This is a genomic window from Streptomyces griseoaurantiacus, from assembly GCF_036189845.1.
GTDB classification, from domain to species: Bacteria; Actinomycetota; Actinomycetes; order Streptomycetales; family Streptomycetaceae; genus Streptomyces; species Streptomyces griseoaurantiacus.
This window is the reverse complement of the sequence record NZ_CP108326.1, coordinates 2,596,964-2,610,340: the sequence shown is the minus strand read 5'-3', so window position 1 is coordinate 2,610,340 and position 13,377 is coordinate 2,596,964. Positions and strand designations below refer to the sequence as shown.

The 13,377-nt window shown below is 71.1% G+C and carries 9 protein-coding genes; 7 read left to right on the top strand and 2 right to left on the bottom strand.

The window, feature by feature from the left end; all coding sequences use genetic code 11:
- The first annotated feature begins 88 nt into the window (after positions 1 to 88).
- From OHB09_RS11515 to OHB09_RS11505, 3 genes are all read left to right on the top strand, one after another.
- Positions 89 to 793 carry a response regulator transcription factor gene (locus OHB09_RS11515; protein ID WP_006140649.1) on the top strand — a complete coding sequence of 235 codons (705 nt, stop codon included), beginning with the start codon at positions 89 to 91 and terminating at the stop codon, positions 791 to 793.
- Positions 790 to 2,220: a sensor histidine kinase gene (locus OHB09_RS11510; RefSeq protein ID WP_328921934.1), complete on the top strand. Its 1,431-nt coding sequence runs from the start codon at positions 790 to 792 to the stop codon at positions 2,218 to 2,220. The genes OHB09_RS11515 and OHB09_RS11510 overlap by 4 nt, the downstream gene beginning before the upstream one ends.
- A 321-nt stretch (positions 2,221 to 2,541) precedes the next feature.
- On the top strand, positions 2,542 to 4,017 hold the full coding sequence (locus OHB09_RS11505; protein WP_167793358.1) for a glycoside hydrolase family 18 protein: 1,476 nt from the start codon (positions 2,542 to 2,544) through the stop codon (positions 4,015 to 4,017).
- A 364-nt stretch (positions 4,018 to 4,381) separates the two neighbouring features.
- Here OHB09_RS11505 and OHB09_RS11500 read toward each other — a convergent pair whose 3' ends face one another.
- Positions 4,382 to 5,800 carry a GH1 family beta-glucosidase gene (locus OHB09_RS11500; protein ID WP_191853137.1) on the bottom strand — a complete coding sequence of 473 codons (1,419 nt, stop codon included), beginning with the start codon at positions 5,798 to 5,800 and terminating at the stop codon, positions 4,382 to 4,384.
- Between the two features lie 463 nt (positions 5,801 to 6,263).
- The gene (locus OHB09_RS11495) at positions 6,264 to 7,307 is read right to left on the bottom strand and encodes a LacI family DNA-binding transcriptional regulator (protein WP_006140645.1); all 1,044 of its coding nucleotides are present in this window, start codon (positions 7,305 to 7,307) and stop codon (positions 6,264 to 6,266) included.
- Positions 7,308 to 7,802: 495 nt separating this feature from the next.
- On the opposite strand from OHB09_RS11495, the gene OHB09_RS11490 reads away from it, so the two are divergent.
- The 4 genes from OHB09_RS11490 (at position 7,803) to OHB09_RS11475 (ending at position 13,192) form a co-directional block, all read left to right on the top strand.
- Positions 7,803 to 9,119, top strand: a complete 1,317-nt coding sequence (locus OHB09_RS11490; RefSeq protein ID WP_167793355.1) for an ABC transporter substrate-binding protein — start codon at positions 7,803 to 7,805, stop codon at positions 9,117 to 9,119.
- A 453-nt stretch (positions 9,120 to 9,572) separates the two neighbouring features.
- Positions 9,573 to 10,571 carry a carbohydrate ABC transporter permease gene (locus tag OHB09_RS11485; protein WP_191890108.1) on the top strand — a complete coding sequence of 333 codons (999 nt, stop codon included), beginning with the start codon at positions 9,573 to 9,575 and terminating at the stop codon, positions 10,569 to 10,571.
- Positions 10,572 to 10,585: 14 nt separating this feature from the next.
- Positions 10,586 to 11,509 carry a carbohydrate ABC transporter permease gene (locus OHB09_RS11480; RefSeq protein WP_006140642.1) on the top strand — a complete coding sequence of 308 codons (924 nt, stop codon included), beginning with the start codon at positions 10,586 to 10,588 and terminating at the stop codon, positions 11,507 to 11,509.
- A gap of 219 nt (positions 11,510 to 11,728) precedes the next feature.
- On the top strand, positions 11,729 to 13,192 hold the full coding sequence (locus OHB09_RS11475) for a GH1 family beta-glucosidase (RefSeq protein WP_328921933.1): 1,464 nt from the start codon (positions 11,729 to 11,731) through the stop codon (positions 13,190 to 13,192).
- Positions 13,193 to 13,377: the final 185 nt, after the last annotated feature.

The window sequence follows — 13,377 nt, the reverse complement described above, 5'->3', positions numbered from 1 at the left end:
TCGCACACAGTCTCGAATGTCCTTTGTGCGTCGTGGAGTTGTCCACAGGCTCCGGAGCCACCCGCGCGCATGGCGTACGGTGCGGCGCATGGCAAGTGTGCTCGTGGTCGAGGACGACCAGTTCGTACGCTCCGCGCTCATCCGGCATCTGACCGAGGCCACGCACCTCGTGCGCAGTGTCGGCACCGCGCTCGAGGCACTGCGCGAGGTCGCCCACTTCTCGTTCGACGTCGTGATACTCGACCTCGGACTGCCCGATCTGGACGGCTCCGAGGCGCTGAAGATGCTGCGCGGCATCACCGACGTACCGGTGATCGTGGCCACCGCGCGGGACGACGAGACGGAGGTCGTCCGGCTGCTCAACGCGGGCGCCGACGACTACCTCACCAAGCCGTTCTCCGTGGAGCACCTCTCCGCCCGGATGGCCGCCGTGCTGCGCCGGGCCCGCTCCGGCGCGGGCGGGGCCCCGGCCTCCGCGGTGATCCGCGTCGGCGGCCTCGCCATCGACCCGCTGCGCCGCCAGGCCGAACTCGACGGCACACCCCTGGACCTGACCCGCCGCGAGTTCGACCTGCTCGCCTTCCTCGCCGGACGCCCCGGAGTGGTCGTCCCCCGCAGGGAACTGCTCGCCGAGGTGTGGCAGCAGTCCTACGGCGACGACCAGACCATCGACGTCCACCTCTCCTGGCTGCGGCGCAAGCTGGGGGAGACGGCGGCCAGGCCCCGCTATCTGCACACCCTGCGTGGCGTCGGCGTGAAGCTGGAGCCGCCGGGAGCGGAGCCGCTGTCATGAGGTGGGCACTGGTCAAGGTGTGCGTGGCGGTGACCACCATGGTCGTGGTCGCCTTCGCGGTGCCGCTCGGCCTCGTCATCAAGGAGATGGCACGCGACCGCGCCTTCTCCAACGCCGAGCGCGAGGCGGCGGCCGTGGCGCCCGCGCTGTCCATCACCACCGAGCGCGAACAGCTCGAACGCGTCGTCGCCTCGGCCGGCTCCGACGACGAGGGCATCGCGGTGCACATCCCGGCGGCCGCGGGCACCGACAGCGAAGGCAGGGTCCTCAGCGACGGCGAGGGCGCCACGAAGGCCCTCGACCTCGGCCGGCGGCGTGCCGCCGAGAAGGACATCGAGGCCACCCGCAAGCTGGGCCGGGCCTCCACCAGCGAGGTGCCGGGCGGGTTCACCCTGCTCCAGCCCGTCGCCATCGGCTCCGGGGCCATCGCCGTGGTCGAGGTGTACGTGCCGGAGGCCGAGGTCAGCAATGGCGTCGGCACGGCCTGGGCGGTGCTCGCCGCCGTCGGCGCCGCGCTCGTCGTCGGCTCGGTCGCCGTCGCAGACCGGCTCGGCGTGCGCATGGTGCAGCCCGCGCAGCGCCTCGTCGAGGGCGCGCACGAACTGGGGGAGGGGCAACTGGGCGCCCGGGTGCCCGAGGAGGGGCCGACCGAACTGCGGCTCGCGGCGGTCGCGTTCAACTCCATGGCCGACCAGGTCGTCCAACTGCTCGCCAACGAACGGGAACTGGCCGCCGATCTCTCGCACCGGCTGCGCACCCCGCTGACCGTGCTGCGGCTCAACGCCGCCTCGCTCGGCGAGGGCCCGGCGGCCGACCAGACCCGGGCCGCCGTCGCCCAGCTCGAACGCGAGGTCGACACCATCATCCGCACCGCCCGGGAGGCCAAGCCGCAGACGACCGCCCCGAGCCCCGGGGCCGGGTGCGACGCGGCCGAAGTGGTACGTGAACGCATGGAGTTCTGGTCCGCGCTGGCCGAGGACGAGGGACGCAAGGTGCGCACGGCCGGCATCGACCGCCCGGTGCGCATACCCGTGGCCCGTGCCGATCTGGCCGCCGCGCTCGACGCCCTGCTCGGCAACGTCTTCCGGCACACCCCGGAGGGGACCGCCTTCGCGGTCGACGTGCACCACGCCGAGGACGCCGTCATCGTGCTGGTCTCCGACGCGGGGCCCGGCATCAAGGACCCCGGCGCCGCGATGGCCCGGGGGCGCGGCTCGGGCAACGACGGGTCGACGGGGCTCGGGCTGGACATCGTGCGGCGGCTGGCCGAGTCGACCGGCGGCGACGTGCGGATCGGGTCCTCCGTCCTCGGCGGCACGGAGGTCCGCATCTGGATACAGCTCGACGGCCGCGGCACCGAGCCGAAGGGCCGCCGCGGTCACCGGGGGAGGGTGCGCGGCCGCAAGCGGGCGGCCGCGGCGAGGTAGGGGCGACGCTCCGCGGGGGTGTGACGGGGCCGCCCGCGCCCGTGCGGCTCGGCCGTGTGGCGCGGGTGGCGGGGGCAACCGGGAGGGTGCCGTTCCCGTCCCCCAACGGGGAACGCGCGGACGCGCGCCGCCCGTCGGACACCGGCCCGGGCGGGCGCGTCGCCCCCGGATTGGTCTCTACCTTTAACCCCCGCCCATCCCTTCCTTAAGCGCACCCTAAGAACCGTGACCCCGGCCCGGATTGGGCCGATGCGCCCGAATCCCGCCCGCTAGCTTGTCGCCGCACCCCACACTTCCGTGAGCAGTGAAAGCAGGCACCAGATGAGCGTGACGCACCGGCGCAGGGTCAGCGGCAGGAACAAGGTGATCGGTGGCGTCGTCGCCGCGGCCGTGGCGGGCGGCGGCGCCTTCGCGCTCACCGGAACCGCCCACGCGGCCGGCGTCGGTGCCGTCTACACCAAGTCCAGCACGTGGGAGACCGGTTACACCGCCCAGTACGTCGTCACCAACGACAGCGGTGCCAAGGAGGACGACTGGACGCTGGAGTTCGACCTGCCCGCGGGGGCGAGAATCAGCTCGCTGTGGAACGCCACCTCGAAGGTCAGCGGACAGCACGTCACCGTGACGGCCCCCTCCTGGGACAAGGACGGGCTCGCCGCGAACGAGTCCGTCACCGTCGGCTTCGTCGTGAACGGCAAGGGCGACCCCACCGGCTGCCGCATCGACGGCGCGAGCTGCTCCGCGGACGAGGGCAGCACCCCCGAGCCGAGCGGGCGCCCCTCCGAGACCGCCACCTCGAAGCCGAGCGCCGAGCCCAGCAAGAGCGCCACGCCCTCGCAGAGCACCCCGCCGAAGCCGAGCTCCAGCCCCTCGACCCCGCCGGACACCGGCAACGGCAGCGCGGGCGGCGCCGGCTTCTCCCCCTACGTCGACACCTCGCTCTACCCCGCCTTCGACCTGCTCGCCGCCTCCGAGGCCGCCGGCGTCAAGGACTTCAACCTGGCCTTCGTCACCGACGGCGGCGGCTGCACCCCGAAGTGGGGCGGCGTCAGCGATCTGGGCAGTGACGCGGTCGCCGCGCAGATCGGCAAGCTGCGGGACAAGGGCGGCGACGTCCGCGTCTCCTTCGGCGGCGCCTCCGGTTCCGAACTCGGCACCACCTGCAGCTCCGCCGACGCACTGGCGGCGGCCTACGGCAAGGTCGTGGACACGTACAAGCTGACCAAGGTCGACTTCGACATCGAGGGCGGCGCGCTGCCGAACGCGGCGGCCAACACCCGGCGTGCCCAGGCCATCGCCAAGCTCCAGCAGGCCCACTCCGGCCTGGACGTCTCCTTCACCCTGCCCGTCATGCCGGAGGGGCTGACCCAGGACGGCGTCAACCTGCTGTCCAACGCCAAGTCCAACGGCGTGAAGATCTCCGCCGTCAACATCATGGCGATGGACTACGGGGCCTCGTACGACGGCGACATGGGCGAGTACGCCGTCCAGGCGGCCACCGCGACCCAGGCGCAGATCAAGGGCGTGCTCGGACTCTCGGACGGCGCGGCGTGGAAGGCGGTCGCGGTCACCCCGATGATCGGCGTCAACGACGTGTCCTCGGAGGTCTTCAAGGTCGACGACGCCAAGCAGCTCGTGGACTTCGCGAAGTCCAAGGGGCTCGCGTGGCTGTCGATGTGGTCCGCGACGCGCGACAAGAGCTGTGCGGGCGGGCCGAAGAACACGGCGGACGCCACGTGCAGCTCGATCACGCAGGGGGCGTTCGACTTCTCCAAGGCGTTCGCGGCCTACAAGTAGCCAAGGCAGCCAAGGCAGCCAAGGCAGCCAAGGCAGCCAAGGCAGCCAAGGGAGCCAAGGTAGCCAGGGTAGCCAAGGCAGCCAAGGCAGCCAAGGCAGCCAAGGTAGCCAAGGCAGCCGAGGCAGCCGAGGCAGCCAGAGAGAGCCGAGGGAAAGGAGCTGCCCGGCGCCCTCCGCCGGGCAGCTCCCGCTCAGCGCGGGGCGCGGTCCGCTTCCCCGCAAAGCCCCCACCAGGACCGCGCCCCGTCCCCTCTGACCGGCCCGGCCGGCGTCCGCTTACGCCGGCCGGGCCGGGACTTGCGACCGTGCCCGCGCCGGGCGGGGCGGGTAGTGGCGCGGGCACGGTGGTCTGTGGAGCCGGCCCCTAGGGGAGGGGCGGCAGCGTGCCGGTGCGGGCGACACGGCTGTACCAGTGGGCGCTCGACTTCGGAGTGCGGGCCAGCGTCTCGTAGTCCACGTGGACCGCCCCGAACCGCTTCTCGTAGCCGTAGGCCCACTCGAAGTTGTCCATCAGGGACCACAGGTAGTAGCCCCGCACCTCGGCGCCGTCGTCGACGGCGCGGCGCAGCGCCGTCAGGTGGCCGTGCAGGTAGGCGATGCGCTCCGGGTCGTGCACCCGGCCCTCGGCGTCCGGCTCGTCGTCGTAGGCGGCACCGTTCTCGGTGATGTACAGCGGCAGCCCGGGCGCCTCGCGGGTGTAGCGCATGACCAGGTCGTGCAGCCCGGTCGGGTCGACCGCCCAGCCCATCGACGTCCGCTCGCCCGGCGGCTGGTGGAAGGTCACGTCGTCGGCGCCCGGCCACGGTGCCCGCGCGCCGGAGCCGTGATTGTCCGCGAGCGGACCGGACGGCGCGTTCTCCGCCGCGCTCACCAGGGCGGGCGTGTAGTAGTTCAGGCCGAGCGCGTCCAGCGGCTGGTGGGTCAGCACCAGGTCGCCCTGCTGGACGAAGGCCCAGTCGGTGACCGACCGGGTCGCCTTGATCAGCGTCTCCGGGTAGGCCCCGTGCAGTATCGGGCCGTGGAAGACACCGTTGGCGAGGTCGTCGATCCGCTGCGCCGCCTCCAGGTCCGCGGGGTCCTGCGAAAGCGGGCGGATCACCTGGGAGTTGAGGCTCACGGCGACCGAGGCGCCGGCCGGCAGGGTGGCCCGCAGGGCGGTCGTGCCCAGGCCGTGCGCGAGGTTCAGGTGGTGCGCGGCCCGCAGCGAGGCCTCCGGGTCGGTGCGGCCAGGGGCGTGCACGCCGGAGCAGTAGCCGAGGAAGGCGCTGCACCAGGGCTCGTTCAGGGTGATCCACTGCTCGACGCGGTCGCCGAGCGCCTGCCCGAGGAGTGCCGCGTACTCGGCGAACCGGTAGGCGGTCTCCCGCTCCGGCCAGCCGCCGGCGTCCTCCAGCTCCTGCGGCAGGTCCCAGTGGTAGAGCGTCAGGGCCGGCTTGATGCCGTGGGAGAGCAGCTCGTCGACCAGACGCCGGTAGAAGTCCAGCCCGCGCTGGACCGCCGGGCCCCGCCCGGTGGGCTGCACCCGGGACCACGAGACGGAGAAGCGGTAGGAGGCCAGACCGAGCTCGGCCATCATCGCGACGTCGTCGCGGTAGCGGTGGTAGTGGTCGATGGCCACGTCACCGTGGTCGCCGCCGGCCGTCCTTCCCGGCGTGTGGCTGAAGGTGTCCCAGATGGACGGCGTTCGGCCGTCCTCCGCCGCCGCTCCCTCGATCTGGTACGCGGAGGTGGCCGCTCCCCAGACGAAGGCGGGAGGGAAGGACACGGACATCGGCTCGGTCATGGAATCGCTCCCACGGGTCGGTTGCGCCGCCCATTATGCATGGGAGCGCTCCCACGAAAAACCCCCGGGAGTCCCGAACCCCTCAGCGCCGCAACAAACCGCCTCACGACGAAGCCCCCGACCCCACCCCTCAGGGGCCCGGGGAACTGCGTCTTCACAAGACCCCCGGCCCACCGAACGAGGGGCGCGGGGAACTGCGCGCCCGACCCACGAACCCGCACCCGCCCACGCACACGAACCCCCCACCCCCCCGTAGGCGAGGTCACCCCCCCCGAAGGGGCCCACGTACACGAACCCCCCCCGTAGGCGGGGCACTCCCACCGGACCCCCGCCCCCGAAGGCCGAGCCCCCCACCGAACCCCCACCCCCGCACGGCGAGCAGCACGCCACTGTCCCCCGCCGCCCCGGCCGGAGGCCCACCGCCGGAGGCCGGAAGCCCCCTACGTCGGCGAGGGGACCCCCCTCACGCCGACTCCCGTACGACCAGCTCCGTCGGCAGGACGACCCCCCGATGCCCCGCCCCCCGCTGCTCGATCTCGTCGAGCAGCAACCGCGCCATCGTCCGCCCCATCTCTTCCAGCGGCTGCCGCACACTCGTGAGCGGCGGGTCGATGTGCCGCGCCACGATGGAGTCGTCGAAGCCGATCACCGCCACGTCGTCCGGCACCCGCCGCCCCGAGGCCCGCAGTTCCAGCACGGCTCCCGAGGCCGTGACGTCCGAGGCGGCGAACACCGCGTCCACCTCCGGGCGCCGCCGCAGCAGTTCCCGCATGGCCCAGCGGCCGCCGTCCTCCGTGAAGTCGCCCTGGACGATCAGGTCGTCCTGGACTTCGAGCCCCGCCTTCTCCAGCGCCTCCCGGTACCCCTCGAGCCGGGCCTGCGCCACATCCATGTCCAGCGGCCCGGTGATCGTGCCGATGGTCCGGCGACCGCCGGCCAGCAGGTGTTCGACCGCGCTGCGGGCCCCGCCCCCGTTGTCCGCGCGGACGTGCCCCAGCGGTTCGCCGTCGCCGCGCCGGCCCGCCAGCACGGTCGGCACGGCCAGTTCCTCGAGCCGGTCGGGCAGCGTGTCGTCGCTGTGCACGGCCATCATCAGCACGCCGTCCACCCGCTGCGCGGACAGGTACGTGGCGAGGCGCGCGTACTCCTTCTCGTCGCGGACCAGCACCAGCAGCAACTGCATGCCCGCACCGGCGAGTCCGGCGGACACCCCGCGGATGATCCCGGAGAAGTAGGGCTCGGAGAAGAGCCGGTTCTGCGCCTCGGGGACGACCAGCGCCACCGAGTCGGTGCGCTGGGTGACCAGGGAACGGGCGGCGCGGTTGGGGATGTAGCCGAGTTCGTCGATGGCCCGCTGGACGGCGGCCCGGGAGCGGTCGCTCACCTTGGGGGAGCCGTTGATCACCCGGGAGACGGTGCCGCGCCCGACACCGGCGAGCGCGGCCACGGCGTTGAGGGTGGGGCGCCGGACGTCCGCGTTCCTGGCCGGCGGGTCGGCAGGTCTCATCGTTCACCTCTCGGCGATCAGTGGGGGGCGGGCCTCATTCTGACCCAGAAATTTCCCAAACCGCCTCCGTGGACCGTACCCGGCTCATCGGGGGCTCCGCGAAGACGTCGTTGACCTGCGGGAATCCGGGGTGTGACGGCAGTGTGTCGGGCTGGTTACACGTGACGTCACGACACGTAAACGTGACGCCTACAACACGCTTGCGCAACGACGCCGTTTTCAAGTCTTGACACTGGGGCTCGCAGGAACGAGTCTTCCGGCATGCCGCGTGGGAGCGGTCCCACGGGTCCTCGGGGGGTTACTCCCGTGTGGACCAGAACACCGAAGGCCCTTCCCTCCACCTCGCAACACCCACTGTTGACCAGCATCTTTTCACCACACACCTCGTGTTGTGAACTGGCCGCTGCTCGAACCGAGAGGGCAGGTCCGGACTGCCGGTTCCCCGGCAGCCCGATTCCTGAGGTCCCGTTCCCCACTGGAACAAGGAGTAGTGGAATGCGCATCACCCGTACCGGCGGCGGTCGAGGCCGCAGAGCAGCGGCCGTGACCACCACGGTCCTCACGGCCTCGGCGCTGCTGCTGACCGGCTGCAGCAGCGACGACTCGGACAGCTCGGACTCCAACGGGAACATCACCCTCAAGCTCGCGGACTTCGGGCAGTTCGGCTACAAGGAAGCCAAGCTGTTCGACGAGTACCACAAGCTGCACCCGAACATCACGGTGAAGGAAGAGACCTCCACCAAGGAGGAGGACTACTACCCGAAGCTGCTTCAGCAGCTGAACGCGGGCAGTGGTCTGGGTGATGTCACCGGCATCGAGGTCGGCCGCACCAAGGAGGTCGTCACCACTCAGGCGGACAAGTTCGTCGACCTGAGCAAGACGATCAACGTCGCGGACTGGGTGGACTGGAAGGAAAAGCAGGTCACCACCGACGACGGCAAGGTGATCGGCGCCGGCACGGACATCGGCCCGATGTCGCTCTGCTACCGCCGCGACCTGTTCGAGAAGGCGGGTCTGCCGACCGACCGCGAGGACGTCACGAAGGCCGTCGCCGGCGGCTGGGAGGACTACATCAAGCTCGGCGAGAAGTTCAAGAAGAAGGCTCCCGACAAGACCTACTTCATGGACTCCGCGAGCGCGATGTACAACGCGGTCGTCTCCTCCTCCCCGGAGCAGTACTACAGCTCCGACGGCAAGCCGATCTACAAGGACAGCGCTTCCGTCAAGAAGGGCTGGGACCTGGCCGTCGAGGCCACGGACAAGGGCCTCTCGCAGGGTCTCGCCCAGTTCGACGACCCGTGGACCGCCGCGCTCCGCAAGGGCTCCATCGCGACCGTGGCCTGCCCGGCGTGGATGGCCGGCCAGATCTCCGTCAACTCCGGTGACGACTTCAAGGGCAAGTGGGACATCGCCCGTGCGCCCGGCGACGCCGCCGCCAACTGGGGCGGTTCCTTCCTCGCGGTGCCGAAGGCCGGCAAGCACGTGAAGGAGGCGCAGGAGCTCGTCAAGTGGCTGACCGCGCCCGAGCAGCAGGCGAAGGTCTTCAAGGCCATCGGTGTCTTCCCGTCGAACACGAAGGCCTACGACCTTCCCGACGTGAAGAACGCCAAGCTCCCGTACTTCAACAACGCCCCGATCGGTGAGATCTACGCGGAAGAGGCCAAGGTCATCCCCGCGGCGGTGCTCGGCCCGAAGGACGGCGTGATCAAGGACACGATCTCCCGCCAGATCAACAACATGGCGCAGCGTGGCACCAAGCCCGACAAGGCCTGGAGCGACGCGGTCGACACCATCGACAAGGCGATCGGCTGAACCCCGGCGGTGCGGGTGGTCCCCAGGGGCTGCCCGCACCGCACCGGCGGCTTCGGCCGCCGACGGCATCCGCGTCACCGGGCCGGCGTTCACCCGCCGGCCGGGTGCGCGCCCCGGTGACGGGGCGCACCGGGTTCGTGCCCGGACGCCACCGGGTGCCGGCTCGTCGTACCGGACCGGCACGGGGGAACGGTGCCGGTACGACGGGAAGGCCCCCGGTGGTCGGGCCGGATCCGCCGAGCGGAGCCGGGACCGATGCCCGATCCGGTCCCGTCCGCCGGATCCGGTCCCTCAGCGGAACCCCAGGGTTCCGCACACACGTACGTCAGGCCGCGGCGCGGGCGGCTCGCTACCGTACCGAACAGCGCAGGGAGCGGCGGGATGGGCGCCCGGCCCGTGCACGCGCCCCCCGCCCCCTACCCGGCCGCAACCTCCCAGGGAAGGACTCCCTCCGTGGCAACGACAACCCCCACACAGGGTGCCTACAGCCCGCCGCCCGGCGGCTCCGGCACCGCGTCGAAGGAACGCAGCGCGTGGCGCTCCCGCCTGTGGCGCTTCGACGACAAGGCGTCGCCGTACGCCTACATCGCGCCCTTCTTCCTCATCTTCGGCGCCTTCGGTCTGTACCCGCTCCTCTACACCGGCTGGATAGCACTGCACCGGGTGGAGATGACGAGCCTCGACCAGTCCGAGTGGGTCGGCTTCGAGAACTTCACGAGGATCCTCCAGGACTCCGAGTTCTGGACGGCCGTCTCCAACACGTTCGTCATCGGCGTCATCTCGACCGTCCCGCAGCTCCTGGTCGCGCTGGGCCTCGCCCATCTGCTCAACTACAAGCTGCGCGCCAGCACTTTCTGGCGGACGCTCATCCTGACCCCGTACGCCACCTCGGTCGCCACCGCCGCCCTCGTGTTCGCCCTGGTCTTCCGGGCCGACGGCGGCATGCTCAACTGGGTGCTGCACTTCTTCGGCGCCCCGAGCGACACCGACTGGGGCAACGGGCACTGGACGTCCAAGATCGCCATCTCGATCATCGTGATCTGGCGCTGGACCGGCTACAACGCCCTCATCTACCTGGCCGCCATGCAGGCCGTGCCGACGGACCTCTACGAGGCCGCCTCGATCGACGGAGCCACGCGCTGGCAGCAGTTCCGCAAGGTGACCATCCCCTCGCTGCGGCCCACGATCCTGTTCACCATCGTCATCTCGACGATCGGCTCGATGCAGCTCTTCGGTGAGCCGCTGCTCCTGCAGGGCGGCACCCTCGGCGCCGTCGGCGGCAGCGACCACCAGTACGAGACGCTGAGCATCTACCTCTACAACTACGGCTGGAAGCTCGGACACCTCGGTCCGGCCGCGGCCGTGGCCTGGGCCATGCTCGTCCTGCTGCTGCTGATCGCCCTGATCAACTGGATCATCAGCCGGTTCGTGCGCAAGAGCGCCGCGGTCTGACGGGAGCGAAATCGATGACCACGACAAGTCCCACCAAGACCGCCGTGCCGGGGCCCGCCCCGGCGCCGCTGCCCGCCGAGCCGGGCAAGGGCCGCAACCGCTTCAAGATCGGCGCCGGCCAGCAGCTCAAGGGCGGCCCGCTGACGTACGTCTTCCTGATCATCGTCGGCCTGGGTTCCGTCTTCCCGCTGTACTGGACGCTGGTCGCCGCCTCGCACGACCAGCAGCGGGTCCTCGACACCCCGCCGCCGTTCATCCCGGGCGGCAGGCTGTTCAGCAACCTGCAGACGGCCTGGGAGCAGGCCAACCTCGGCAAGGCGATCGTCAACACCGCGATCGTGGCCGGCTGCATCACCGCCGCCACCCTGTTCTTCTGCACCCTGGCCGGCTACGCCTTCGCCAAGATGCGCTTCCGCGGCCGCAACGTGCTGATGACCGCGGTCATCGCCACTCTGACGGTCCCGCCGCAGCTCAGCGTCGTGCCGCTGTTCATGATGATGTCGGACATCGGCTGGAACGGTCAGCTGGAGTCGGTCATCTTCCCGACCCTGGTCGGCGCCTTCGGCGTGTTCTTCATGCGGCAGTATCTGATCGAGGCGCTGCCCTACGAGCTCATCGAGGCGGCCAAGGTCGACGGCGCGAGCAACATCCGCATCGTCTGGAACGTGGTCCTGCCCGCCGCCCGGCCCGCGATGATGGTGCTCGGCATGCTGACCTTCGTCCAGGCATGGAACGACTTCTTCTGGCCCTTCCTCGCGCTGAACCAGGAGAACCCCACCATCCAGGTGGCGCTCGGCCTGCTCAGCGCCTCGTACACGCCGGACCAGAGCATCGTCATGGCGGGCGCGCTGATCAGCACGCTCCCGCTGCTGCTCGTGTTCATCGTCTTCGGCAAGCAGATCGTCGGCGGCATCATGGCGGGCGCGGTCAAGGGCTGACGTCCACCCGGGTACGGCCCGTCCCGCACACGGGCCGTACCGGCGGGGGAGGCGGCACCGCCCGCCTCCCCGAGTCACCCGCCGCCCGCGGGGTCCGCTCCGCACCGAAACCCCGCCCCGCCGGGCCCGCACCCGGGCCTCTCCTGCCTTCCCCCCCCCCCCACCGCCGGACTGACCACCGTCCGGACCGCCTCACGCCACTTTGGGAGCGTTCTCACCATGACCGCCGTACGACCCGAGACCACTGCCCGGCCGGTAACGGACACCTCTCTCTCCTTCCCGACCGACTTCGTCTGGGGTGCCGCCACCGCCGCCTACCAGGTGGAGGGCGCCGCCGCCGAGGACGGTCGCACCCCTTCCATCTGGGACACCTTCAGCCACACCCCCGGCAAGGTGCGCAACGGTGACACCGGCGACATCGCCGCCGACCACTACCACCGGTACCGCGACGACGTGGCGCTGATGAAGGACCTCGGCCTGAAGGCGTACCGCTTCTCGGTCTCCTGGTCCCGTGTCCAGCCCACCGGCCGCGGCCCCGCCGTCGAGCGCGGCCTGGACTTCTACCGCCGTCTCACCGACGAGCTGCTCGAGGCGGGCATCACCCCGGTCGCCACCCTTTACCACTGGGACCTGCCCCAGGAGCTGGAGGACGCGGGCGGCTGGCCGCAGCGCGACACCGCCTACCGCTTCGCCGACTACGCCGAGATCATGGCCCGCGCCCTCGGCGACCGCGTCGGCGTGTGGACCACCCTCAACGAGCCCTGGTGCTCGGCCTTCCTCGGCTACGGCTCCGGTGTGCACGCCCCGGGCCGCACCGACTCGGCCGCCACCCTGCGCGCCGCCCACCACCTGAACCTGGCCCACGGCAAGGCGGTCGGGGTGCTGCGCGACCTCCTGCCGTCGACCGCGCAGACCTCCATCACCCTCAACCTGCACCAGGTCCGCCCGCTGACCGACAGCCCCGAGGACGCCGAGGCGGCCCGCCGCATCGACGCCGTCGGCAACCGCGTCTTCACCGGCCCGATCCTGGACGGCGCCTACCCCCAGGACCTGATCGCCGACACCTCCCACCTGGTGGACTGGAACGAGCTGGTCCAGGACGGCGACCTGGCGGAGATCTCCCGCCCGATCGACGTCCTCGGCGTCAACTACTACTCGCCGACCGTGGTCTCGCACCCGGTCGACGGTGCCGGCACCACGAAGAACGACGGTCACGGCGCCAGCGCCCACTCCCCGTGGACGGGCTCCGACCACGTCGCCTTCCACCTCGCCAACGACAACCTCACGGCGATGAACTGGGCCATCGACGCCAGCGGCCTGCACACCCTGCTGACCGACCTGGCCAAGTCGCACCCCGAACTGCCGCTGATGGTCACCGAGAACGGTGCCGCCTTCGACGACTACATCTCGCCCGAGGGCAAGGTCAACGACCCGCAGCGGGTGGCCTACCTCCACGCCCACCTGGACGCCGTCCGCCGGGCCGTCGCCGACGGCGCCGACGTGCGGGGCTACTTCCTGTGGTCGCTGCTTGACAACTTCGAGTGGTCCTACGGCTACTCCAAGCGCTTCGGCGCCGTCTACGTCGACTACTCCACCCAGCGCCGCATCCCCAAGGACAGCGCCCACTGGTACGCGGGCGTGATCCGCGAGAACGCGCTGCCGGCCACCGGCTCGCAGGGCTGATCCACACCGCCCGGGAGGGGCGCGGCCGGACACCGGCCGCGCCCCTCCCGTCTTTTGTGCCGCCGGAGAGGGCACGGAGTCCGTCCGACGAGGGACGATGGTCCTCGGCGGAAGACGACGGGCCCGTACGCCGTGCCGTCCCGGGCTGTTACATTCCTGGCCTGAAAGCGGCAAAACAGGAGGCG

Bases quoted from the DNA above. Each gene is read 5' to 3' on its own strand.
- OHB09_RS11475 (WP_328921933.1), top strand. From the start codon at position 11,729: ATGACCGCCGTACGACCCGAGACCACTGCCCGGCCGGTAACGGACACC.
- OHB09_RS11500 (WP_191853137.1), bottom strand. From the start codon at position 5,800: ATGACCGAGCCGATGTCCGTGTCCTTCCCTCCCGCCTTCGTCTGGGGA.
- OHB09_RS11515 (WP_006140649.1), top strand. From the start codon at position 89: ATGGCAAGTGTGCTCGTGGTCGAGGACGACCAGTTCGTACGCTCCGCG.
- OHB09_RS11490 (WP_167793355.1), top strand. From the start codon at position 7,803: ATGCGCATCACCCGTACCGGCGGCGGTCGAGGCCGCAGAGCAGCGGCC.
- OHB09_RS11495 (WP_006140645.1), bottom strand. From the start codon at position 7,307: ATGAGACCTGCCGACCCGCCGGCCAGGAACGCGGACGTCCGGCGCCCC.
- OHB09_RS11505 (WP_167793358.1), top strand. From the start codon at position 2,542: ATGAGCGTGACGCACCGGCGCAGGGTCAGCGGCAGGAACAAGGTGATC.
- OHB09_RS11510 (WP_328921934.1), top strand. From the start codon at position 790: ATGAGGTGGGCACTGGTCAAGGTGTGCGTGGCGGTGACCACCATGGTC.
- OHB09_RS11480 (WP_006140642.1), top strand. From the start codon at position 10,586: ATGACCACGACAAGTCCCACCAAGACCGCCGTGCCGGGGCCCGCCCCG.